Genomic DNA, 23,114 nt, shown 5'->3' with positions numbered 1-23,114 from the left:
TCGCGGTGGTCGGCGCGGGGACTACTCCGGGATCGGCGTCGCGTAGGTGAGGTCGAGCAGGCCCTCGTAGGGCGGCGCGACCGCCGAGTCGAGGCGGGCCATGTCCCACGAGACGCCGCCACCCGGCACGAGGGTGTAGTCGCGGTAGGTCGCGAGGATGGGGTCGGTGGTGAGCTCGGCCTCCATCTTGGCCGGGTCGCCGATGCCGACGATCACGTAGGGCGGCGAGTAGGGGATGCCGTGGAGGGTGACCTGGTTGCCCTCGCACTTGATGCCGGTCGTGGAGATCAGCCGCTGCCCCTGGATGGTGACCGCCTCGGCGCCGGCGTTCCACATGGCATTGGCGACGGCCTGGATGTCCTGCTGGTGCACCACCAGGTCGTTGGGGTCGCCGTCGTAGGCCAGCCGGGACTCCTCGGATGCGTCGTCGAGGGAGACCTTCACGGCCTGTCCGGTCTTCTCGGTCAGCCCCGCGGGGTCGACGAGGGTGGCGATCTCGTCCTGCGCCCGCTTGACCGACCGGTCGCCGAGCTGCGTGCTGAGTGCCTCCACCTCGGCGTTGAGCGAGCCGGCCTGCGCGGTGAGCTGCGCCGCCTCGTCGCGCTCGGCGCGGACCACGGAGGCGAGGTCGGTGAGCCGTCCACCGCGGAGGTCGAAGCCGTCGCTCTGCTCCGCGCTGACCGCGAACAGGCCCCCGATGAGCAGGATCATGACCGGCGTCGCCACCCGCCACAGGCGACGACGCCCGGGGGACGAGTGGGACGGTGACCGCATGACGACTACGCTAACCCCCCGTCGGGCACCGTACCGCCCGTGACCGGTGCTGCGAGCGCGCCGGGACCCTGACAGACCAGCCCCAGGAGCAGCAGTGTCGAAGTCCCCCACGATCACCTCCCCGGAGAAGACCTCGCTCTTCACCCCGAGGTTCGTGATCGCCCTGGTGCTCATCCTCGCCGGCATCGGCTGGCTGGTCTTCTACTACGTCCAGGCCCGCGGCAACCCGCTCGCCTTCCCGCCGGTCGAGGGCACGCCCAAGGTCATCGCCGACCTCGGTGACTGGAACTACCTCATCGGCTTCGGGCTCCTGCTGGTCGGCCTGATGGTCTCCGCCCACCCCTCCACGCCCCTCGGCCGCGGCCGCGGCGTCGTGGTCGGCATGCTGGGCTGCTTCCTCATCGGCCTGGTGTGGATCTGCACCTTCTACGTCTTCTCCGACGACCTCTCCAAGCTGCCGATCTTCAACGACCTCGGCCAGTGGAACCTCGTCGTCGGCATCGCCTTCATGGCGGTCGGGTTCAGCTTCGCGACCAAGTGGGAGTAGGTTCTCCCTCGGCCCGGTGATCCGGGTCACCACGGCACTCGCGCCTCGAGCGGTGAGTGAGGCGCCTTCCTGGGGAAGGGAAGGCGTCTCTCTCACCGCTCGAGTCGATTTCGGGCCCGGGAGATATCCCCACTGTGGACAACGTCTGTGGAGAATTACACGTCTGTAGTTATCCACACCTGTGTGCACAGCTGGGGATATCGAGCACGGCGCCCGGCGGCCGGTCCCCGCGCAACGACACGGCCCCACCTTCCCGTCGTACGACGAGGGGCGGGGGCCGGTGGGCCTGCCGGGCAGACGTCAGGAGAGGGCGACGTCCTGCACGAGCGCGAGCCCGAGGAGAACGGCCAGCAGGAGGCCCAGGCCGACCCACTGCACGAGCGCGCGCCGGGGCGCCGGGGCGTAGGCGATGATCGCCGCGGCCAGCGCTCCGCCGAGGAGGCCGCCGAGGTGGCCCTGCCAGGAGATGTAGCGCCAGCCCACCACGGTGATGACGACGCCGAGGACGAGGTTCTGCACGAGCCACTGCGAGTTGAGCCGGGCCTTGCTGGCCAGGACCAGCAGGGCGCCCAGCAGGCCGAAGATCGCTCCGGAGGCACCGACGGTGGAGGTGAAGTCGTAGCTGAACCACACCACCATCACCGATCCGGCGACGGCGCTGATGAGGTAGATGGCCAGGAAGCGCACCCGGCCCACGATGCCTTCGAGCGCGGGGCCGAAGAGGAACAGCGCGAACATGTTCATCGCGAGGTGCCAGATCTCGACGTGGGTGAACGCCGCTGTCACCAGCTGCCACCAGGCCCCGTCGGAGAAGCCGGCCTGGAAGGTCGCGCCGGACGCCTCGCAGAGCTGCTTCTCGATGTCGTAGAGGGAGCCGTTGGCCGGGTCGCACACCCCGACGGGTCGCAGCGCCAGCAGGTGGGTCAGCCACGAGGTGCGACCACCCGTGATGGTGATCGCCAGCCACACCACCGCGTTGATGCCGATGAGGACGAACGTCGTCAGCCGCGGGTCGGCGCTGCGCTCGCCGCCGTACATGGCGCGGTTCTGGCGCGACCCCTTGCTGGCCTCCTTGACGCAGTCGGGGCACTGGAAGCCCACCGCGGCGTCGCGCATGCAGTCGGGGCAGATCGGCTTGTCGCAGCGCTGGCAGCGGATCCAGGTCTCGCGGTCGGGGTGCCGGTAGCAGGTGGGCACCCCGGCCGCGGTCTGGTCCGCGGGCGGCCCGTCAGGTGGCTGGGTCAAGGTGGATCGCGTCGCGGGTCGGTGTGCGGACCGGGGTGGGTCAGCGCTCGATGCTGACGGACTCGAAGACCACCGGCTCCTGCGGGCGGTCCATCGCGCCGGTCGGGCTGGTGGCGATCGCGTCGACCACGTCGCGGCTGGCCTGGTCGGCCACCTCGCCGAAGATCGTGTGCTTGCGGTTGAGCCACGGGGTGGCGCCGACAGTGATGAAGAACTGCGAGCCGTTGGTGCCCGGGCCGGCGTTGGCCATCGCGAGCAGGTAGGGCTTGTCGAAGACGAGCTCGGGGTGGATCTCGTCCTTGAAGGTGTAGCCCGGGCCGCCGGTGCCGGTGCCGAGGGGGCAACCGCCCTGGATCATGAAGCCGTCGATGACGCGGTGGAAGCCGAGGCCGTCGTAGTACTTCTCGCCCGAGCGGCCCGCGTCGTCGCGGTAGTCCTTGGTGCCCTCGGCGAGGCCGACGAAGTTCTCGACGGTCTCGGGAGCGTGGTTGGGGAACAGGTTGACGACGATGTCGCCCCGGTTGGTCTTGAAGGTCGCCTTGGGGTCGGCCATGGGATGTGCCTCTCAGCTGTCGGTCTGTCGTACGTCGAAAGTGGCGCGGCACGGCTGCCGTGCGCCTCGATCCTGCCACGCCGCGCCCACCCGCGAGCCAGGCAGGGCGCTCGCACGACGTCGTCCGTCCGGCCCACCCGGGCGGGGCTGGTCGCGTCAGGGTGGGCGTGGTGAGATGGAGCCACACTGACTGAGGAGGTCACGCATGCCTTTCGGCCGCAAGAAGTCCCTGATGGACCGTGCGCACGACTACGTGGAGCAGCTCTCGGAGACCGTCACCGACACCGTCGTCCCCCAGCTGGAGTCGGCGTGGGAGCAGGCGGTGGAGAAGGCCGGACCCGCGCTGACCGACGCGCGTGACAAGGCCCAGCCGCTGCTCGAGGAGGGGCGCACCCGCGCCACCGAGGCGGCCGCTGCCGGAGCTGCGCTCGCCGCCGTCAAGGGCGCCGAGGCGCGCGAGAAGGCCGCCCCGCTGCTGGCGGAGGCCCGCGCCACCGCCGCCGACAAGGCGGCCGTTGCCGCCGCGCTCGCCTCCGAGCGGGCCGCCGAGGGCCGCGACATCGCCGTTGCGAAGGTCAACGAGCTGCGCGGCGTCGAGCCCGAGCCGCAGGGCAGCAAGCTGAAGAAGCTCCTGGTGCTCACCGGGCTGCTCGCCATCGGCGGCTTCGTGTTCACCAAGCTCAAGGGCAAGCAGGACGCCGGGGCCAACTGGCAGTCGACCTACGTGCCCCCGGCCCCGCCGAAGCCCGCGACGACCGGGTCGGCCACCCCGCCGCCCACGCCCGCCTCCCCGGCTTCGACGTCGGCCGCACCCGGTGGCGACCCGCTCACCGACCCGCTGCCAGACGAGGTCACGGCCGACGACGTCGTCACCGTGGACCCGCCGGCCACCGACGACACCGGCGGCGGCGCCCCGGGCGAGGCGATCAGCGACTCGATCGAGGAGGCGCACCCGCCGACCGACCCCGACGCGCCCGCCGACGTGATCGACATCGACGACGTGCCCCGCAAGAACTAGCAGCACCCGCAGCACCGCACCGGGCGGTGTCCCACCCACATTCGACTGGCTCGACATGTGGGTGGGGCACTGCCCGAGTCGCGTCCACGGCGTGTCGCCCGGGGGGCGGTGGCTAAGCCACCTTCGGCCGGCTCGGAAGGTGGGTGGGCCACCGCTCGTCGGCGCTCGGAGGAACGTCAGGGGGTGTCGACGCGGTTGGTCTCGATCCAGTCGTCGATGTGCTCCCACCAGTTGAAGAGCCACTCGATGCGCTCCTCGCGGTCGGCCGGGATGTCCTCGCGGGCCACCCGCCACCAGCGCATGGTGATCTGCTTGTCCATCGGCAGCTCGCGCCACAGGTCGCCGACGGTCAGCAGGTGGTCGAGCCCGGTGTGGGCGACCATCAGCACGTCGGCCTCGGGCGCGGCATCGAGCGCGGCCAGTACGCCGCCGGGGCGGGGCGCCAGGACGTGGACCATCTCCTCGGCGCGCACCGCCATCTTCTCCAGGCCGAGCTTGCGGAGCTTGGCGATCGCGCGGTCGCGTCGCGCGGCGGTGAAGTTGCCGCCCTCGGGGAAGATCACGAAGGCGTCGTTGTGGTCGAGTCCCGTGGCGAGCGATGCGATCTGGGACTCGAGGTCCTCGCCGGCCGCCGGGTTCGGGGAGATGAAGCGGGCCGGGACCCGGTTGAGGACCACATCGATCGCCGGGTCCCAGGCGAGGGTGTTCTTCAGGACGACCCGCGGCTCGCGGTGGTACCAGTGCAGCAGGGCGTACATCAGCACGAACGAGTCGCCGGGGCCCGCGTGGCGGCACATCACCAGCACCGGCCCATCCGGCACCCGCGACGGGTGCGGACCGTCGGTGCGGATGCGCAGGGCCAGCACGCGGCGGGCCTCGCGGAAGAACACGATCAGCGCGCCCTGCACCAGGTCGTAGTGGATGCCGGCGAAGTAGGGCGAGCGGATCCGCCAGCCGAAGCCGCTGGCCAGCCACAGGCCGAGCATCACTGCCAGCATCAGGGTCTCGAAGGTGGCGTAGAGCAGCACCAGCCACAGCACGCGCAGCGCGCGCCACCGGCCGGGAAGCACCGGCGCGAGCGCCGCGGCCACCAGCAGCCAGCCCGGGAGGGTGAGCCACATCAGCGCCGTCAGGGCGACCACCGCCGGGGCCACCACCAGCCGACGGAGGACCCACACGAGAGGGCGCCTCATGGCCGGCCGAGCTCCGCGTCGAGGTAGTCCCGCGAGGCGGCGTACGTCGCGTCGATGCGGGCCTGCACGCCCGAGAAGTCGCGGTGGGAGAGCAGCGAGTCGTCGCGCGACGACGTGCCGGCGGCGGGCAGGACGTGGGCCTCGACGCCGTCGGGGATCGTCGCCATGTCGCGCGTGAACCGGTGGCGGCGGGCCACCTCGAAGCTCACCCGCGCCACCTGCCACGGCCGGGTCGGCACCTGCAGGGGCCGGTCGATCCGCCCGACCTGGAGCACGAAGACGCGGGTGGCGCCGAGCTCGACCGCCCGGCCCACCGGGATGGAGTTCACCAGGCCGCCGTCGAGGAAGTGCTCGCCGTCGACCTCGGCCGGCGGGAGCAGGCCGGGCACGGCGGCGCTGGCGAGGATGGCCGGCACGATCGGCCCCTCGGTGAACCAGTGCTCGGCCGCTCGCTCGATGCTCGCCGCGCACACCTCGAGCCGCACCGGGAGGTCCTCGAAGCGGGCGCTGCCGAGCTCCTCCTCCAGCCGGGTGCGCAACGGCTCTGAGGAGTAGATGTGGGTGCCCGTCGAGACGGCCCGCCGGACCGTGCGCAGCGGCCGGTCGCCGTACACGTCGCGTCCCCGCGCCGTGGTGACCCACAGGTCGGTGAGCCGGTCGACCACCGCGAGCTCGGGCTGCCGGGCGACCATGGCGCCGTTGAGGGCGCCGACGCTCGTGCCCAGGACGAGGTCCGGGACGACGTCGCGCTCGAGCAGCGCCCGCAGCATGCCGACCTCGACGGCACCCAGGACGCCGCCGCCACCGAGGACGAACGCGGTCACCATGGGTCGACCCTAGTGAGGATCAGGCGAGCTCGGGGTGCTCGGCGCGCACGCGGCGGGTGGCGCGGTGCTCGGCCCAGAAGGAGACCAGCGGGATCGTGCCGCAGACGAGGGTCACCAGGGTGAAGGGGAAGTCCCACCTGGCCCGGCGCGAGAGCAGGAAGGCGCTGAAGAGGAAGATCATGTAGAGCCAGCCGTGCGCGACGCCGAGGTAGGTCGTGATCAGCTCGCCGGCGTGCTGGGCGTCCGAGCCGGGGGTGACCCAGGTCGGGGTGCTGTCGAAGACGCCCCACATCGGGGATCCGTCGAAGTTGGCCAGCGGGACGCCGATCAGGCAGAGCACGACGAGCAGGACGCCCACGATGGAGGCCATGACGCGGTAGGCGGTGAGGGTGCGGGACACGGCGGCCAAGATATCCGGCACCTCCTATCCGGCACTCGGTGAGGGCAGGTCGGGTGCCAGGTCGGGGTTGGTCGCATCGCGCCGCCAGCGCCACCAGATGAAGGCGGCGAAGGCCCCGAAGACCCACCACTCGACGGCGTAGAGCAGGTTGCGGACGCCGGTCGTGCGGCTCGGTGTCGGGAGCGCCGCGAGCTCGGCCTCCTCCAGCCCGGGACCGGGGTCCTGGCTGATGACGTAGGCCGACCAGAGGTCCACGTCGACGCGCTGCACCGCGTCGGCGACCCGGATCTCCGGGAAGACGTCGTCGGTCGGGTCGTCGTCGACGACCAGGGTGCCCTCGGGGGGTTGCAGCCAGCCGGTCACCTCCGCCTCGCCCGAGGCGGCCAGCAGCTCGGCGTCGGGCTCGGGCGCCCAGCCGCGTACGACGAGCACCGCGGCGTCACCGGTCTGCAGCGGGGTCACGGCCCAGTAGCCGGGCTCTCCGTCCAGCGACCGGTCGGCGACCCAGAAGCCGCCGTCGAGCCACTCGCCCGCCACCTCCACCGGCCGACCGAGGTCCGGGGCGGGGAACGGGTCGTCGTTGCCCATCACGTCGTCCAGCGGCACCGGCGCGATGCCGGTCAGGTCGCGTGCCTCGGCGTCACGGTGCGCCTGCCAGGCGTCGTACTGCCACTTCCCGAGCATCCCGGCGATCCCCACCAGCACGAGCGCGAGGGCCGCCGCCCCGAGGTCGGTCAGCAGGCCGGGTCGGCGGGGGGCGGTCACGGCCTCGATTGTCCCAGCCGCCCGGTCACCGTCCTCCGGCGGATGCGAGCTGGTCCCGCCGTCGAGTGAGGTACGCCATCTCGGCGGAGTTGCCGGACAGCTCGATCGCCCGGTCGTAGGCCTCACGCGCCTCCGCGCTGCGGCCCAGCCGGCGCAGCAGGTCGGCGCGGGTGGCGTGGAAGGCGTGGTAGCCGGCGAGGGGCGTGGCCAGCGCGTCCACCTGGGCGAGGGCGACGTGCGGGCCGTCGAGCTCGGCGACGGCGATCGCGCGGTTGAGGGCCACGACCGGCGACGGGTCGAGCCTCACGAGCTGGTCGTAGAGCGCCGCGACCTGCGACCAGTCGGTGTCCCGGGCGTCGGCGGCATCGGTGTGGACGGCGTTGATCGCGGCGAGCACCTGGTAGCGCCCGGGCGGCCGGCCCGAGGCGAGCCGCTCGCGGACGAGCGCGTGGCCCTCGGCGACGAGCGTGCGGTCCCACGCCCCACGGTCCTGCTGGTCGAGGGTGACCAGCTCGCCGTCCGCGGACACCCGGGCGGTACGTCGGGCCTCCGTGAGCAGCATCAGGGCGAGCAGCCCCGCCGCCTCGCCGTCCTCCGGCAGCAGCTCGCGCACCAGGCGCGTGAGACGGATCGCCTCGCCCGTCAGCTCGGCCCGCACCGGGTCGGTGTCGGCGCCGCTGGCGAGGTAGCCCTCGTTGAACACGAGGTAGAGCACGGTCAGGACGCCGTCGATCCGGGACGGGAGGTCCACCGCGGCCGGGACGCGCCACGGGATGCCGGCGGCCTTGATCTTCGCCTTGGCGCGGGTGACCCGCTGCGCCATGGTCGTCTCCTGAACGAGGAACGCGTGCGCGATCTCGGAGACGGTGAGGCCGCCGACCATGCGCAGCGTGAGCGCGACCCGCGCCTCCATCGCGAGGGCCGGGTGGGCACAGGTGAAGAGCAGTCGGAGTCGTTCGTCCTCGACGACGCCGGCTGGCTCCGGTGGTTCCGAGAGCTGGTCGGTGAGCATGTGGGCCTGCCTCTGCTTGGCGTCGCGCCGGCTCTCACGGCGTAGGCGGTCGAGCGCCTTGTTGCCCGCGGTGGTGGTCAGCCAGGCGCCCGGGTTGGGTGGTACGCCGTGGGTGCGCCACCGCTCGACGGCGATGGCGAACGCCTCGGCCGTGGCGTCCTCGGCGACGTCGAGGTCGCCGAAGCGCCGGGCGAGGGTGGCCACGACCCGGGCCCACTCCTCGCGGTGGACCCGGGCCAGGACCTCGTCGAGGCCCGTTGCGGCCCCGAGGTCGGTCTCTGCGTCGGTCATGGGTCAGGCCACGCCGCCGAACGGGCGGATCTCGACCTTGCGGTGGCAGGCGCGGGAGGCGTCCGCGGACAGCGCGAGCGCGACGTCGAGGTCGTCGGCGGTGATGACCCAGAAGCCGGCGAGGAACTCCTTGGACTCCACGAACGGGCCGTCGGTGAACACCGGCTCACCGGCGCGGCTGTCGGTGACGGTGGCGTCCTTGGGATCGGTGAGCCCGCCGCCGAAGACCCAGCGGCCCTCGTCCTTGAGCCGGTCGTTGAAGGCGTCGATCGCGCCGGGCGCCGAGTCGTCGGTGGGGTTGTCGGTGTCTCCGATGACGGTGAGGAGGTAGTGCATGTCGGTCTCCAGTGGTCGGCGGCCACCCCTGTCGGGCGACCTCTCACCCCTACCACGAACGAGCCGGGGTCGATACGACAGCGGCGGCCGACGAATTGTCGGCGCGGCTCAGGCCGAGGCCAGGGCCAGCTTCACCGCGAAGCCGACGAAGACCGCGCCGACCGCCGAGGTCGCGCCCGCCGACAACGCCTTGCGACGTCGGAAGGCGGCCGCGAGGTGGGTGCCGCCGAAGATCAGGACGCTGAGGTACGCCGCGCTTGCCAGCGTCGCGAGCGTGCCGAGCACCAGGAACGAGACCACCGGGTGGGCGTAGGCCGGGTCGACGAACTGCACGAAGAAGGCGACGAAGAAGATGATCGCCTTGGGGTTGAGCAGGCTGATCACGAGCGCGCGACGGTAGGGCCGCTCGCCGCGAGCCTGCGGCTCCACTCCGGCCTCGACAGCGGCGTCGGCGATCTGGTCGGCGACGGGGACGCGCGAGCGCCACATGCCCCAGGCCGCGCGCAGCATGCCGATGGCGAGCCACAGCAGGTAAGAGGCGCCCACCCACTTCACGACGGCGAACGCCGACGGGTTGGCCTGCAGCAGCGACGCGACGCCGGCCGCGGACAGGGTCATCAGCACCGCGTCGCCGGTCCACACCCCCGCCGCGCCGGCGTACCCGCTCCGGACCCCGCGCCGTGCCGCGACGGAGAGGACGTAGAGCGAGTTCGGGCCCGGCAGCAGGATGATCAGGACGAGGCCGACGAGGTAGGTCGGTAGGTCGGTGATGCCCAGCACGCGTCCCAGTGTGCGGCCGGCCGCGGGGCGCGGGTCACCGATTTCGACAGGTGGGCCGAACGTCACACGCGACGCCGGAGCCGTGAGGTCATCAGGTGACCCTGTGGCAGCGGCCACGGCAGTCCCCGCGCCGACTCGGGCGAAGCTCAGCCGGGGCTGGTTGGCGCGCCGAACGTTCGCAGGACGTGTTCGAGAGTGACGGCCAGCAGCTCGTGCGTCGCCTCGCGGGTGGCGTCGCCGCGCAGCCAGCGCCGGGTCGCGGCGCGGTTGAGGCCGGTCCAACACTCGAGCGCGTAGCGCAGTCGGATCGAGTCCTGGGGGGCGATGTCGGAGTGGAAGGTCGCGAGCCACGCCACCGCGCGGCCTCTGAGGTCGGCGACCACACGGCTCACCTCGGGGTCGGCTATGTCATCACCGGGCGCGATCGTCCCGAGATAGATCGTGCGGTTCGCCTCGGTCCAGTCCAGCCAGCGTGAGACGGAGTCCGCCACCCGTGCGCGGGCGCTGCGCCCCTCGGGCGCCCGCAGGCCGTCCTCGCGGAGGGCATCGATCCTCTGGAGCAGCGCGATGTAGACCTCGGTACGGCCACCGAAATAGTGGTGCACCAGCCCGCGAGTGACACCTGCCGCACGCGCGATGTCCTCGACCGAGACCTCTTCGTAGCCACGCTCGGCGAACAGGTCGTTGGCCGCGTCGAGGATCTGCTCGCGTCGCTGCGCGGGATCGAGGCGCTTGTACTTCGGCGTCGTGGTCATGCGTGCAGTGTTGCAGTGATTGGCGATTCGTCAAAAAGAGGTCGGCGTCTCGTTGGGACTGCACCAAGGGCACCGGTGCCTTGAATTGGCACTTCGTCAACAGACTGTTAGCATTGTGTCAACAAGTCGATTCAGTCGCGTTGCGACCTGGCGAACACCCCGCAGCTCTCCTCCGACCCCGCTTGGCCACTCACCGACCCGCCAGAGAAGTGCGGAGTCCCCTACGAATGGAAGTCATCATGAGGAAGCTCATCACCACCACCGCGCTGGCCGTCACCGCCATCAGCACCACGGTCGCGCTTGCTGGACCCGCCAACGCCACCGACGACTGCACCTGGAACAGCGGCACCGACGCCGCGCCCGGCGCGTGGGCGTGGAACTCGTTCACCGACTGGTCCACCAGCGACGCCACGCCCGCCGACCCGGACGAGTCCGGTGAGGACAACCTCGCCAACCTGATCCAGATCGGCGAGGGCTGGACCGACACCGCCGACTCCGCCTACCGCCAGAAGGTGAGCGACGGCTGGCAGCGGTTCACCCCGTGGTCGACCAGCGACACCGCTCCCGCCGTCGCGGCCAACGAAGAGGCCGGACACCGCTACACCCGCGAGGTCGGCAACAACGACGGCGCTCCCGCCACCGAGGGCAAGCCCGCCGTCCCGGGCACTCCCGCCGTTCCGGGCACGTCGACCGTCTGGGCGAGCTTCTCCCCCAACAAGGAGCAGGGGCCCCTGACCGACGCGCCGTCCTACCCGACCGACAGCCGCGGCACGTGGAACGCGAAGGACATGATCCCCGGTGGTCACGCGGGTCCCGACGGCATCTACAGCCAGAGCGACGGAAGCGGCAACGGGTCGTGGTTCTACCGCTCGGTGGGTACGCCGGGCACTCCGGCAGTCCCGGGCACCCCGGCAGTTCCAGGCACCCCTGCCAAGGCGGAGACGTTCCACACCGAGTACCAGTTCGACGTGTACGCCTTCCACTACGAGTACCGCTGGTCCGTCTACCAGCGGCGCATCACCGAGGGCACTGCTCCCGTGACCTGCGACACCGACGAGCCGACGGAGGAGCCGACGGACGAGCCGACGGAGGCGCCGACGGACGAGCCGACCGTGACCCCGGAGACCCAGACCGACGAGCCGACCGAGACGCCTCAGACGGCCGCCACCCCGCCGGTGGCCGAGGTGCTGGCAGCCCACACCGCCACGTCGGTGGCCCACGTGCCCGCAGCAGCCCACACGGGAGTCTCGTCTGCGGGCACCACGCCGGTAGCTCAGGTGATGCCGGCCCAGGTGGCGGCCCACGCCCCGAAGCAGCACCGCGCTCCTGCCACGGTGCCCACCACGATCGACGCTGGGCTGTGAGATGAAGTGGCTCCTGTTCGGCCTCCTGGCGGTCGTCTCGCTGACCGCCTGCGGCGGCGCCGTGACGGAGCCGCTCTCGTCGACAGCCTCGACGCAGAGCGAGGTCGACGCCCCTGCCGTTACTCCTGTCGCTGCTGCTACCCCTACTGCTGCGGCGGATCCCACCAAGCCGACCCGGCTGCGGCTGGACGAGATCGACGCTCCCGTCGTCCCGCTGGACCTCGCCGGATCCACGCTGGTCCCGCCCGACGATCCCACGGTGCTCGGCTGGTGGGGCAAGGATGCCGGGGCTCGGCACGGGGTCACCCTGCTGGTGGGGCACACCGTGCACACCGGCGGCGGGGACCTCGACGACCTCGAGGACGTGCCGGTGGGAGCCACCGCACGCGTGAGCGGGATTCGCTACCAGGTCGCCAGCGTCAAGGTGATCAGCAAGACCGCACTCGCCGAGCAGGCTCCGCGCCTGTTCGCCCAGTCCGGCCCGCACCGACTGGTGATCGTCACCTGCGAGGACTACAACCCGGCAACTGGCCACTACGACGCGAACGTGGTCCTGACCGCGACCCGGTCGAACTGACGAGCCGCCTTGGCGGGGTGCTCAACCGACCGGAAGACCCAGGACACGCAGAAGCCGCTCGCTGAGTTGCGGCTTCTCTCTGGTGGAGCCTAGGGGACTCGAACCCCTAACCCCCTGCTTGCAAAGCAGGTGCGCTACCAATTGCGCCAAGGCCCCGTGGTGGCGCCGGGGCGCCGGAGGTGGAGCGTCAGGCCTTCTCGACGGTGTCGGTGGCCTCGGCCCAGAGGGCCTGCTCGTTCTTGCCCTCGTCCATCTTCTTCTTCGCGACGACCGCGCCGGCGGCGGCGAGTGCGACCAGCAGGAGCTTCTTCATGGACTCTCCTCGGGATCGGAGCGAAGGGTGGTGCGAAGGGATGGAGTGGGCCTAGGAGGACTTGAACCTCCGACCTCTTCCTTATCAGGGAAGCGCTCTAACCGTCTGAGCTATAGGCCCGTGCATGCCGCAAGCGGCGACGCCGAAGGTTACCTGACCACGGTCAGGCGGTGCCAATCGGCCCGTGTCGTTCAGGCCGGGCTCACTTCTCGTCCTCGGCGAGGGTGACCTCGATGCCGCCGAGGAGGGCGGCCGCGAGGTTGTAGAGGAACGCCGTGAGGGTCGCGATCGCGGTGATCAGGATGACGTCGACGACCGAGACGAGGAGCGTGAAGCCGAGCACGCGGGACATGCCGACGTAGTTCGTGACGTCGAAGGTGGAGTTGCCGCTGTCGCCCTCGACGATGCTCGCCACGGCCGAGTTGATCGAGTCCCACACGCCCGCAGCGCCGAGCACCGACCACACCATGAAGATGGCGACGAAGGTGACGACACCGAAGGCGACGGAGAGCAGGAACGACGTCTTCATCACCGACCACGGGTCCACCCGGGTCAGCCGCAGCCGGGCCCGACGCGGCTGGCGCCCGGCCGCACGACGCACGCGGCTGCCGCGCGACTCGGCCGGTCCGGCGTTGGCGCGGTGCTCCTCAGCGGCGCTGGACAGCGTGTCCTGGAGCCGCTCGGTCAGGGACCGCTTGCTGGGCTCGCCCCCGGAGGTACGGCGGGGAGTCGCGGTGCGCTCCGACATGGGTCACTCACTCCTCGGTGTCGTCGGCGGGGGCATCGGCAGGTGCTTCGACAGCGTCCTGACCATCGATTGTTGCATCGTCGACGACGTCGGGCGATTCGACGGCAGCCTCACGGGCGCCTGCCTCGACCTCGGCGGCGGCCTCGGCAGCCTGCTCCTCGACCTCTTCGTCCTCGCGTGCCTCGACCGAGCGGGCCACGACGGCGACCGTGTCGCCCTTCTTGGGCGTCACGAACTTCACACCCTGGCTGTCGCGACCGGTGGCCCGGAAGTTGGCGTCGATCGGGCTGCGGACGACCTGCCCACCGCTGGTGATCGACAGCACCTCGTCGCCCTCCTCCACGATGAACGCGCCGACCAGGCCGCCGCGGTCCTCGTTGGTGAGCTTGACCGCTCGGATGCCGACACCGCCGCGGTTGGTGGTGCGGTAGTCGGTGATGCGCGAGCGCTTGGCGAAGCCGCCGTCGGTGATGGTGAAGACGTACTGCTCCTTCACCTCGCTGTCCTCGACGGAGGCGCCGGCCTCCTCGACCGCCTCCTCCGCCGCGACCTGGTCGGCCCGGATCACTGAGAGGGAGAGCACCGCGTCGTCGTCGTGCTTGAACTTCATCCCGCGTACGCCGCCGGTGGCGCGGCCCATCGGGCGCAGCTGCTCGTCGCTGGCCTGGAAGCGGATCGCCTGGCCCTTGCGGGACACGAGCAGGATGTCGTCGTCGGCGTTGACCAGCTCGGCGCCGATCAGCTCGTCGTCGTCCTCGCGGAAGTTGATCGCGATGACGCCGGCCTGGCGCGGGCTGTTGTAGTCGCCGAGCTTGGTCTTCTTGACCAGGCCGGTGCGGGTGGCGAGCACGAGGTAGGGGGCCTGCTCGTAGTCGCGGATCGCCAGCACCTGGGCGATGTCCTCGTCGGGCTGGAAGCTCAGCAGGCCGGCGACGTGGCCGCCCTTGGCGTCGCGTGCGGCCTCGGGCAGGTTGTAGGCCTTGGTGCGGTAGACGCGACCGGCGGTCGTGAAGAACAGCAGCCAGTGGTGGTTGGTCGTGGCGATGAAGTGCTGCACGACGTCGTCGCCGCGCAGCGTCGCACCGCGCACGCCCTTGCCGCCGCGCTTCTGCAGGCGGTACTGGTCGGCACGCGTGCGCTTGGCGTAGCCGCCGCGCGTGATGGAGACGACGAGGTCCTCGTCGGGGATCAGGTCCTCCATCGACAGGTCGCCGTCGGCGGCGATGATCTGCGTACGCCGCTCGTTGCCGTACTTGTCGACGATCTCGGTCAGCTCGTCGGAGACGATCTGCCGCTGGCGCGCCTCGTTGGCCAGGATGTCCTCGAGGTCGGCGATGACACGCTCGAGCTCGCCGAGGCGGTCCATGATCTTCTGGCGCTCGAGGGCGGCCAGGCGACGCAGCTGCATCTCGAGGATGGCGTTGGCCTGGATCTCGTCGATCTCGAGCAGCGCGATGAGTCCCTGGCGGGCCTCCTCGACGTCGGGGCTGCGACGGATGAGGGCGATGACCTCGTCGAGCGCGTCGAGAGCCTTGGCGAGCCCGCGGTAGATGTGGGCCTGACGCTCGGCCTCGGCGAGCCGGAAGCGCGTACGCCGCTGGATGACCTCGATCTGGTGGGTGACCCAGTTGGAGATGAACTGGTCGATCGGCAGGGTGCGCGGCACCCCGTCGACCAGGGCCAGCATGTTGGCCGAGAAGTTGGACTGCAGCTCGGTGTGCTTGAAGAGGTTGTTGAGCACGACGCGGGCGACGGCGTCGCGCTTGAGGATGATCACCAGGCGCTGGCCGGTGCGCGAGCTGGTGTCGTCGCGGACGTCGGAGATGCCCTGGATCCGGCCGGAGTCGGCGAGCTCGGCGATCTTGAGCGCCAGGTTGTCCGGGTTGACCATGTAGGGGAGCTCGCTGATGACCAGCATGACGCGACCCTTGGCGTCCTCGTCGATCTCCACCACCGCGCGCTGGGCGATCGAGCCGCGACCGGTGCGGTAGGCCTGCTCGATGCCCTGGCGGCCGACGATCAGCGCGCCGTTGGGGAAGTCGGGGCCCTTGATCCGCTCGACGAGCGCGTCCTGCAGCTCCTCGCGGCTGGCGTCGGGGTGCTCGAGCGCCCACTTCGCACCGTCGGCGACCTCGATGAGGTTGTGCGGCGGGATGTTGGTCGCCATGCCGACCGCGATGCCGGCCGAGCCGTTGACCAGGAGGTTGGGGAACCGGCTGGGCAGGATGGTCGGCTCCTGCGAGCGACCGTCGTAGTTGGGCTGGAAGTCGACGGTGTCCTCGTCGATGTCGCGGACCATCTCCATGGCCAGCGGCGCCATCCGGCACTCGGTGTATCGCATGGCCGCGGCGGAGTCGTTGCCCGGCGAGCCGAAGTTGCCCTGGCCGTTGATGAGCGGGTAGCGCAGCACCCAGGGCTGCGCGAGGCGCACCATGGTGTCGTAGATCGCGGAGTCGCCGTGCGGGTGGTACTGACCCATCACGTCACCGACGACGCGCGAGCACTTGGAGAAGCCGCGGTCGGGGCGGTAGCCGCCGTCGTACATCGCGTAGAGGATCCGGCGGTGCACCGGCTTGAGCCCGTCGCGTACGTCGGGCAGCGCGCGCCCGACGATCACGGTCATCGCGTAGTCGATGTAGGACTGCTGCATCAGCGTCTGCAGCTCGATCGGCTGGATGCGCTCGTCGCCGAGGCCGAAGCCGTCTGCGCCGCCGGTGCCGGTGGGGGTCTCGGTCATGTCTGGTTATCTCCTGCGTTCTATCGATGTCTAGGGCTGGTCGTAGATCGGACTAGCGACCTAGATATCGAGGAAACGGACGTCCTTGGCGTTGCGCTGGATGAAGGAGCGGCGCTGCTCGACGTCCTCGCCCATGAGGATCGAGAAGATCTCGTCGGCCTGGGCGGCGTCCTCGAGGGTCACCTGCTTCATCAGGCGGGCGTCGGGGTCCATCGTGGTCTCCCACAGCTCGTCGGCGTTCATCTCGCCGAGACCCTTGTAGCGCTGGACCGGGTTCTCCTTGGGCAGCTTCTTGCCCTGCGCGAGGCCGTCGGCCATCAGCGCGTCGCGCTCGGCGTCGGAGTAGACGAACTCGTGCTCGGCCGGCTTGTTCCAGCGCAGGCGGTAGAGCGGCGGCTGTGCCATGTAGACGTAGCCGTGCTCGATGAGCGGCTTCATGAACCGGAAGAGGAGCGTCAGCAGCAGGGTGTTGATGTGGTGGCCGTCGACGTCGGCGTCGGCCATCATCACGACCTTGTGGTAGCGCAGCTTGTCGAGGTTGAACTCCTCGTGGATGCCGGTGCCGAGGGCGGAGATGATCGCCTGGACCTCGGTGTTGGCCAGCACCTTGTCGATGCGGGCCTTCTCGACGTTGAGGATCTTGCCGCGAATCGGGAGGATCGCCTGGATGCGCGGGTCGCGGCCCTGGCGGGCCGAGCCGCCGGCCGAGTCGCCCTCGACGATGAAGACCTCGCACTCGACCGGGTTGGTCGACTGGCAGTCGCTGAGCTTGCCGGGGAGCCCGCCACCGCCGAGCAGGCCCTTGCGCCCGCGCGCGAGCTCGCGGGCCTTGCGGGCCGCGATCCGCGCGTTGGCCGCGGCCTGCGACTTGCGCACGATGTCGCGCCCCTCGGCCGGGTTCTCCTCGAACCAGGCGCCCAGCTGGTCGTTCATGATGCGCTGGGTGAAGCCCTTGGCCTCGGTGTTGCCGAGCTTGGTCTTGGTCTGGCCCTCGAACTGCGGCTCGCCGAGCTTGATGGAGATGATCGCGGTCAGGCCCTCGCGGATGTCGTCGCCCGAGACGCGGTCCTCCTTCTTCTTGATCAGGCCCCACTCCTCGCCCCAGTTGTTGACGAGGGAGGTCAGCGAGGCCCGGAAGCCCTCCTCGTGCGTGCCGCCCTCGTGGGTGTTGATGTTGTTGGCGAAGGTGTGGACCGACTCGGTGTAGGTGGTGTTCCACTGCATCGCGACCTCGAGGCTCATGTGCTGGCCCGAGGCGCCCTCGGCCGTCTCGGCCTCGAAGGAGATGACCGTCGCGTTGGCCTTGTCCTTGCGGCGGTTGAGGTGCTCGACGTAGTCGACGAGGCCGCGGTCGTACTTGAAGACCTGCTCGAGACCGCCGGCCTCCGCCCGCTTGATCGCGTCGTGTCCGGCACTGTCCACGTCGCCGGCGATCGTGTCGTCCTCGACTGCATCGACGATCGCCTCGGCCCGGGCGCGCTCGTCGCGGACGACGAACTCGACGCCCTTGTTGAGGAACGCCATCTCTCGCAGGCGGGCGGTGATCGTCTCGAGGTTGTAGTCGGTGTGCTCGAAGATGTCCTCCGAGGCGTACCAGGTCACGGTCGTGCCGGTGCCCTCTCCGGGCTCCATCGCGCGGACCTGCTCGAGGTCGGCATCGGGCACACCGAGCTGGAACGACTGGCGCCACAGGTGGCCGCGGTTCCTGACCTCCGCGACCAGGCGCGAGGAGAGCGCGTTGACGACCGAGACGCCGACGCCGTGGAGGCCGCCGGAGACCTTGTAGCCGCCACCGCCGAACTTGCCGCCGGCGTGGAGCATCGTCAGGGCCATCGTGAGGGCGGGCATGTCCTGGCCCGGGGCCGTGTCGGTCGGGATGCCGCGACCGTCGTCCTCGACCCGGACACCGCCGTCGGCCTGGAGCGTCAGCACGATGCGGGTCGCGTAGCCGGCGAGTGCCTCGTCGACGCCGTTGTCCACGATCTCCCAGACGAGGTGGTGGAGTCCGCGCTCGCCGGTGGAGCCGATGTACATGCCCGGGCGCTTGCGCACGGCCTCGAGGCCCTCGAGCACCTGGATCGCGGAGGCGTCGTACTCGACGCTGCCGTCGACGGCGGTGTTGGAGCGCTTCTCGACCGTCTCCTCCACGGCAGCGGCCAGCGCCTCGGCGCGCTCGGTCTCGCTCGGGCTGTCGGCAGGCTGTGGATCGGGAGTGGAACCGGGAGTGGCGTCGGTGGTGGCCGGAGTGGACTCGTGGTTCTCTTCGCTCAAGGCACGGCCTTCTGCTCGTCGCCCCGGACGAAGTCCGGGTGCGTTCGACATGAGTCGAGTCGCGGCGGTTGCGGGGCAACACGGCATGCGACTCGTGACCCTCATATTACCTGCCAGGGCCCCTGAACCGAAGCACCAACCCCCGGTTGGGGATGGATCCGAGGGAAAATGTGCCCTCAGCGGGCCCGTGAAGGCCTGTCAGCCGGTCGAACAGGGGGGTCGGTGGGTCCCCATGTGGTCGGGAGGCTCCCAGATCGGCAGAACGAGGCTCAGCCGTAGGTGTCGCGCGGACCGCGACCGTCGCGGCTCGACAGCCGCCCCTTGGTCCAGCTCGGCAGGTGGGGCCCGAGCACCTCGATCACGGTCACGGTGCCGTGCCCGAGCTCCTCGTTGAGGCGTCGTACGACGGTGGGCGCGAGCAGCTTGAGCTGGGTGGCCCAGGCGGTCGAGTCGGTGCGCACCACCAACCGGCCGTCGTCGAACGTCTCGGGCGTGCAGTGGTCGGCCACCTCGTCGCCGACGAGCTCGGCCCACCGCCCGAAGACCCCCTGGACCTTGAGGTCGAGCTCCCAGCCGTGGTTGGCGATCAGCCGCCCCATCGCCTGGTCGAGCAGCTGCGGGTCGCGGTCGTCGGGACGCGCGCCGGAGGACTTCGTGAACGTACGACGCCGGAAGGTCGAGGTCTTCTTCCGGGGCTTGCCGCCCGGCGTGGCAGCCGCTGCCCGGGCCGCCGCGCGCGCGAGGTCGAGCCCGTCGGGCTGGTGCTCCGCCGCGGCGTCCGCCGGCGTGGGCTCGTCGGACGACGCGTCCGTCGGACGGTCGTCAGTCGTCACGGGTCACCTGCCCGTCCGCGACCAGGTAACGGACACCCTGCAGGGACGCGGGCACGTCCGCCGCGACCGCGGCGGTGACCAGCACCTGCTCGGCACCGGCGACGAGCTCCGCCAGTTGCTGGCGACGCTCGGCGTCGAGCTCGGCGAAGACGTCGTCGAGGACCAGGATCGGGTCGTCGCCGTCGGCGCGCAGCAGGTCGTACGACGCCAGGCGCAGCGCGAGCGCGAACGACCACGACTCCCCGTGGGAGGCGTAGCCCTTGACCGGCAGGCGAAGCTGCGGGTCGCCGAGGGAGAGCAGCAGCTCGTCGCGGTGCGGACCGACGAGGGAGATGCCGCGGTCGAGCTCCTCCTTGCGCCGGGCGGCGATCGCGTCGAGCAGCGCAGCCTCGAGCGGATTGCGTGCCCCCGGTTGGGCGACCTCCTCGACCGCCTCGCTGGTCGAGGAAGGACGAGGTCCTGTCGCGAGTCCGAGGTCGATGCTGGCCTTGTAGTCGATGTCGGCGTCGTCGCGGCTCGCACCGCGGGCGACGGCCTCGTAGGCCTTGCCGAGGTAGGGGCGCAGGTCCTCGACGAGCCGCAGCCGGGCGCCGAGGATCTCGGCGCCGACGCGGGCCAGGTTGTCGTCCCAGATCTCGAGCGTGGACATCGCCGCGTCGCGTGACGAGCCACGCGCGACGCCGGCCGTCTTGAGGAGGCTGTTGCGCTGCTTGAGCACGCGGTCGTAGTCGGCCCGCACGCCGGCCAGCCTCGGCGAGCGCAGGATCAGCAGGTCGTCCAGGAACTTGCGCCGGTCCGACGGGTCGCCCTTCACGAGGGTCAGGTCGTCGGGGGAGAAGACCACCGTGCGCACGAGGCCGACGATCTCGCGGGGCCGGGGGAGCGGCGAGCGGTTGATCCGCGCGCGGTTGGCCCGCCCGGGGTTGAGCTCGACCTCGATCAGCGCCGGGCGTCCCTCCTTCACCACGGACGCGCGGACGATCGCCTGGTCGGCACCGGCGCGGACCAGCGGCGCGTCGGTCGCGACGCGGTGCGACGAGAGCCGGGAGAGGTAGTCGATCGCCTCGACGAGGTTGGTCTTGCCCTGGCCGTTGCGGCCGATGAACGCCGTCGCCCCCGGCTCCAGCGCGACGTCGATGTCGGCGTAGGAGCGGAAGTCGTGCAGGGTCAGGTGCGCGACGTGCACAGGGACATCAGCTCTCGCCGGGCTCCTGGGCGCTGCCGGCACCGGCCTTCTTCGCCGTCTCCGACTGCTCGGCGCCGGAGCTGCTGCCCTCGGCGTCGCCGCCCTTGGGTGCCGCGGAGCGGATCGCGTGGCCGCCGAACTGGTTGCGCATCGCCGCGACGGCCTTCATCGTCGGCGAGTCGTCCTGGCGCGAGACGAAGCGGGCGTAGAGCGCAGCGGTGATCGCGGGTGTCGCGACGGCGTGCTCGATGCCGGCCTCGACGGTCCAGCGTCCCTCGCCGGAGTCCTCGGCGTAGCCGGCGACCTTCGACAGGCCCGGGTCGTCGTCGAGCGCGGAGACCATGAGGTCGAGCAGCCACGAGCGGATGACGGTGCCCTCGCGCCAGGAGCGGAAGACCTCGGTGACGTTGTCGGTGAGGTCGGCCGCCTCGAGCAGCTCCCAGCCCTCGGCGTAGGCCTGCATGATCGCGTACTCGATACCGTTGTGGACCATCTTGGAGAAGTGCCCGGCGCCGACCTTGCCGGCGTGGACCGACCCGAAGTCGCCCTCGGGCTTGAGCGCGTCGAACGCCGGCTGCACCTTCGCGATGTCGTCGGCGTCGCCTCCGTACATCAGCGCGTAGCCGTTCTCCAGGCCCCACACACCGCCGGAGACGCCGCAGTCGACGTAGCCGATCTTCTTCTCCGCGAGCAGCTCGGCGTTGGCGATGTCGTCGGTCCAGCGCGAGTTGCCGCCGTCGACGATCACGTCGCCCTCGCCCATCAGGGCGGCGAGCTCCTTGACCGTCGCGCGGGTCGGGTCGCCCGCGGGCACCATGATCCACACGACCTTGGGGCTCGGCAGCGCCTCGACGAGCCCCTCGAGCGAGTCGACGTCACTGACGTCGGGGTTGCGGTCGTAGCCCACGACCGTGAGTCCCGCGCGGCGCATGCGCTCGCGCATGTTGCCGCCCATCTTGCCGAGTCCGACGAGTCCGATGTCCATGGTCACGAGACTAGCCGTGCGCGAGGAACGAGCGCACGGCTAGTCGGGGGAGGTCGAGTGGCACCGCGAGCGAGCCTGCGAGCTCGCGACGTGCTGTATCGAGACCCACCGCGACCGAATTCGCGATCGACAGCTCGCCGCCGACTACGACAGGAGCCTTCGCGGCATCAGCAGGTAGCGGAACGACCCCGTGGTGTCGTCGGCGTCGGTTCCGGAGATGACCACGGGCTTGGTCGCCTGGGTGAAGGCGAGGTCGACCATCTCCCCGTCGATGGCGGTGAGGCCGTCGAGCAGGAACTGCGGGTTGAAGCCGGTGGTCAGGTCGTCGCCGTTGATGTCGGCGTCGACGGCCTCGGTCGCCATCGCCTCGTCGCCGGAGCCGGCGTCGAGGACGATCTGGTTGTCGCCGAACTTCATCTGCACCGCGGTGTTGCGCTCGGCCACCAGCGCGACGCGCTTGACGGTCTCGATCAGGTCGGCCTTGCTGACCTTGGCCACGGTGAGGTGCTCGGCCGGGAAGAGCGAGCGCACCTTGGGGAACTCGCCGTCGAGCAGCCGCGTGGTGGTGCGACGTACGCCGCCCAGACCACTGCCCTCGAAGCCGATGAGGCCCTCGCCGGCGCCGCCCGAGCTCAGGGCGATCGTCACCTCGGCACCGGAGGTGAGTGACTTGGCGGTGTCGCCGAGCACCTTGGCCGGCACCAGCGCGGCGACCGACTCGTCGGGGGACTGGGGGTTCCAGGTGAGCTCGCGGTGCGAGAGGCGGAAGCGGTCGGTCGCGAGCAGCGCCATGGTCGAGCCGTCGATCTCGATCCRTACGCCGGTCAGCACCGGCAGCATGTCGTCGCGACCGGCCGCGGTCACGGCCTGCGCGACGGCGTGGGCGAAGTCGGCGCTGGAGACGGTGCCGGTGGCCGAGGGCATCTCCGGCAGCGTCGGGTAGTCGGAGACGGGCATCGTCTGGAGGCTGAAGCGCGCGGACCCGCAGGTGAGCGAGACGCGGGGACCGTCGAGGGTCAGCTCGACCGGCTTGGCCGGCAGGCTGCGGCAGATGTCGGCGAGGAGGCGTCCGCTCACCAGCGCCTTGCCCTCGTCATTGACCTCGGCGGAGAGCGTGGCGCGGGCCGAGGTCTCGTAGTCGAACGTCGAGAGCACCAGCCCGGCGTCGCTCGCCTCGATCAGCAGACCGGCCAGGACCGGCGAGCTCGGGCGGACGGGCAGGCTGCGGGCAGCCCAGGCAACGGCATCGGCGAAGACGTCGCGTTCGACGCGGAACTTCACAAGGGTCTCCTCGACGAGAGGTGGTGCGGGCAACGAGCGGCTGCACGCAGGCGGGAACTACACGCGTGCACGTGGGAAGTGCATCCTGCCACGCGCTGTCGAGCCAGCGGCAGGGTTCTCCCCAGAGTGAGGGCAGTCAGGTGTTGGCGGGAGATCGATCCAGTCTTGAGGTTCATAGTCGTCATAGGGTCCGTGGAAACTGTGGACAACTCAGGTTTGTGCAGGTCAGGGGTCCGAAACCCTGTGCACGACAGGTGTGGACGCCGCGCGGGCCCGCTGCCCGGCATGTGGATCGGCGGGCATTCCGTGTGGTTCGTCCCGAG

The 23,114-nt window shown here is 70.7% G+C and carries 23 protein-coding genes and 2 tRNA genes; 4 read left to right on the top strand and 21 right to left on the bottom strand.

Going from position 1 to position 23,114, the window contains the following annotated elements; all coding sequences use genetic code 11:
* Positions 1-21: 21 nt before the first annotated feature.
* Positions 22-774, bottom strand: a complete 753-nt coding sequence (locus ACXJKB_RS05815) for a DUF881 domain-containing protein (protein WP_457186296.1) — start codon at positions 772-774, stop codon at positions 22-24.
* A 94-nt stretch (positions 775-868) separates the two neighbouring features.
* Here ACXJKB_RS05815 and ACXJKB_RS05810 point away from each other — a divergent pair, with 94 nt between their 5' ends.
* Positions 869-1,321, top strand: a complete 453-nt coding sequence (locus ACXJKB_RS05810) for a cell division protein CrgA (protein ID WP_457186294.1) — start codon at positions 869-871, stop codon at positions 1,319-1,321.
* 300 nt (positions 1,322-1,621) lie between these two features.
* On the opposite strand, the gene ACXJKB_RS05805 is transcribed toward ACXJKB_RS05810, so the two are convergent.
* Positions 1,622-2,566 carry a rhomboid family intramembrane serine protease gene (locus ACXJKB_RS05805; RefSeq protein WP_457186293.1) on the bottom strand — a complete coding sequence of 315 codons (945 nt, stop codon included), beginning with the start codon at positions 2,564-2,566 and terminating at the stop codon, positions 1,622-1,624.
* 40 nt (positions 2,567-2,606) lie between these two features.
* Positions 2,607-3,119, bottom strand: a complete 513-nt coding sequence (locus ACXJKB_RS05800; RefSeq protein WP_457186291.1) for a peptidylprolyl isomerase — start codon at positions 3,117-3,119, stop codon at positions 2,607-2,609.
* Between the two features lie 205 nt (positions 3,120-3,324).
* On the opposite strand from ACXJKB_RS05800, the gene ACXJKB_RS05795 reads away from it, so the two are divergent.
* A complete protein-coding gene (locus ACXJKB_RS05795; RefSeq protein WP_457186289.1) occupies positions 3,325-4,137 on the top strand; it encodes a hypothetical protein in 813 nt (270 codons plus the stop codon).
* A gap of 176 nt (positions 4,138-4,313) precedes the next feature.
* Here the strand turns inward: ACXJKB_RS05795 and ACXJKB_RS05790 are convergent, their stop codons facing one another.
* The 8 genes from ACXJKB_RS05790 to ACXJKB_RS05755 all read right to left on the bottom strand — a co-directional run bounded on the left by ACXJKB_RS05790 (position 4,314) and on the right by ACXJKB_RS05755 (position 10,496).
* Positions 4,314-5,315, bottom strand: coding sequence for a lysophospholipid acyltransferase family protein (locus tag ACXJKB_RS05790; protein ID WP_457186287.1), 1,002 nt, complete (start codon positions 5,313-5,315; stop codon positions 4,314-4,316).
* Positions 5,316-5,326: 11 nt separating this feature from the next.
* Positions 5,327-6,157 carry a patatin-like phospholipase family protein gene (locus ACXJKB_RS05785; RefSeq protein WP_457186285.1) on the bottom strand — a complete coding sequence of 277 codons (831 nt, stop codon included), beginning with the start codon at positions 6,155-6,157 and terminating at the stop codon, positions 5,327-5,329.
* Between the two features lie 19 nt (positions 6,158-6,176).
* The gene (locus tag ACXJKB_RS05780) at positions 6,177-6,557 is read right to left on the bottom strand and encodes a DUF3817 domain-containing protein (protein WP_300053751.1); all 381 of its coding nucleotides are present in this window, start codon (positions 6,555-6,557) and stop codon (positions 6,177-6,179) included.
* 24 nt (positions 6,558-6,581) lie between these two features.
* Entirely contained in the window at positions 6,582-7,322 is a 741-nt protein-coding gene (locus ACXJKB_RS05775) for an SURF1 family protein (protein WP_457186282.1), read from the bottom strand.
* A 25-nt stretch (positions 7,323-7,347) separates the two neighbouring features.
* The gene (locus ACXJKB_RS05770) at positions 7,348-8,625 is read right to left on the bottom strand and encodes an RNA polymerase sigma factor (RefSeq protein WP_457186280.1); all 1,278 of its coding nucleotides are present in this window, start codon (positions 8,623-8,625) and stop codon (positions 7,348-7,350) included.
* 3 nt (positions 8,626-8,628) lie between these two features.
* A complete protein-coding gene (locus ACXJKB_RS05765; protein ID WP_457186278.1) occupies positions 8,629-8,961 on the bottom strand; it encodes a YciI family protein in 333 nt (110 codons plus the stop codon).
* Between the two features lie 108 nt (positions 8,962-9,069).
* A complete protein-coding gene (leuE, locus tag ACXJKB_RS05760) occupies positions 9,070-9,741 on the bottom strand; it encodes a leucine efflux protein LeuE (RefSeq protein WP_457186276.1) in 672 nt (223 codons plus the stop codon).
* Positions 9,742-9,887: 146 nt separating this feature from the next.
* Positions 9,888-10,496, bottom strand: a complete 609-nt coding sequence (locus tag ACXJKB_RS05755) for a TetR/AcrR family transcriptional regulator (RefSeq protein WP_457186274.1) — start codon at positions 10,494-10,496, stop codon at positions 9,888-9,890.
* A gap of 239 nt (positions 10,497-10,735) precedes the next feature.
* Here ACXJKB_RS05755 and ACXJKB_RS05750 point away from each other — a divergent pair, with 239 nt between their 5' ends.
* Both ACXJKB_RS05750 and ACXJKB_RS05745 read left to right on the top strand, forming a co-directional pair.
* Positions 10,736-11,860, top strand: coding sequence for a hypothetical protein (locus ACXJKB_RS05750; RefSeq protein WP_457186272.1), 1,125 nt, complete (start codon positions 10,736-10,738; stop codon positions 11,858-11,860).
* A gap of 1 nt (position 11,861) precedes the next feature.
* Positions 11,862-12,437 carry a class F sortase gene (locus ACXJKB_RS05745; RefSeq protein WP_457186270.1) on the top strand — a complete coding sequence of 192 codons (576 nt, stop codon included), beginning with the start codon at positions 11,862-11,864 and terminating at the stop codon, positions 12,435-12,437.
* 80 nt (positions 12,438-12,517) lie between these two features.
* Here ACXJKB_RS05745 and ACXJKB_RS05740 read toward each other — a convergent pair.
* From ACXJKB_RS05740 to dnaN, 10 genes are all read right to left on the bottom strand, one after another.
* Positions 12,518-12,593: transfer RNA gene (locus ACXJKB_RS05740), tRNA-Ala, on the bottom strand.
* Positions 12,594-12,624: 31 nt separating this feature from the next.
* Complete coding sequence (locus ACXJKB_RS05735; protein ID WP_224747136.1) at positions 12,625-12,750, bottom strand: DLW-39 family protein; 126 nt, start codon at positions 12,748-12,750, stop codon at positions 12,625-12,627.
* Between the two features lie 46 nt (positions 12,751-12,796).
* A tRNA-Ile gene (locus ACXJKB_RS05730) sits at positions 12,797-12,870 on the bottom strand.
* 82 nt (positions 12,871-12,952) lie between these two features.
* Positions 12,953-13,498 (bottom strand): DUF3566 domain-containing protein, encoded by a 546-nt coding sequence (locus ACXJKB_RS05725; RefSeq protein ID WP_300048452.1) that lies wholly within the window; start codon positions 13,496-13,498, stop codon positions 12,953-12,955.
* A gap of 7 nt (positions 13,499-13,505) precedes the next feature.
* Positions 13,506-16,235: a DNA gyrase subunit A gene (gene gyrA, locus ACXJKB_RS05720; RefSeq protein WP_457186267.1), complete on the bottom strand. Its 2,730-nt coding sequence runs from the start codon at positions 16,233-16,235 to the stop codon at positions 13,506-13,508.
* 60 nt (positions 16,236-16,295) lie between these two features.
* The gene (gyrB, locus tag ACXJKB_RS05715) at positions 16,296-18,383 is read right to left on the bottom strand and encodes a DNA topoisomerase (ATP-hydrolyzing) subunit B (protein WP_457186563.1); all 2,088 of its coding nucleotides are present in this window, start codon (positions 18,381-18,383) and stop codon (positions 16,296-16,298) included.
* A gap of 392 nt (positions 18,384-18,775) precedes the next feature.
* Complete coding sequence (locus ACXJKB_RS05710) at positions 18,776-19,339, bottom strand: DUF721 domain-containing protein (protein ID WP_457186265.1); 564 nt, start codon at positions 19,337-19,339, stop codon at positions 18,776-18,778.
* Positions 19,329-20,525 carry a DNA replication/repair protein RecF gene (gene recF, locus ACXJKB_RS05705; RefSeq protein WP_457186263.1) on the bottom strand — a complete coding sequence of 399 codons (1,197 nt, stop codon included), beginning with the start codon at positions 20,523-20,525 and terminating at the stop codon, positions 19,329-19,331. Before recF ends, ACXJKB_RS05710 begins: the two co-directional genes overlap by 11 nt.
* Positions 20,526-20,532: 7 nt before the next feature.
* A complete protein-coding gene (gene gnd, locus ACXJKB_RS05700; protein ID WP_457186261.1) occupies positions 20,533-21,516 on the bottom strand; it encodes a phosphogluconate dehydrogenase (NAD(+)-dependent, decarboxylating) in 984 nt (327 codons plus the stop codon).
* Between the two features lie 138 nt (positions 21,517-21,654).
* The gene (gene dnaN, locus ACXJKB_RS05695) at positions 21,655-22,791 is read right to left on the bottom strand and encodes a DNA polymerase III subunit beta (RefSeq protein ID WP_457186259.1); all 1,137 of its coding nucleotides are present in this window, start codon (positions 22,789-22,791) and stop codon (positions 21,655-21,657) included.
* Between the last annotated feature and the right edge of the window lie 323 nt (positions 22,792-23,114).

Source organism: Nocardioides sp. P5_E3 (genome assembly GCF_054049275.1).
This window is presented reverse-complemented; position numbering and strand designations above follow the sequence as displayed.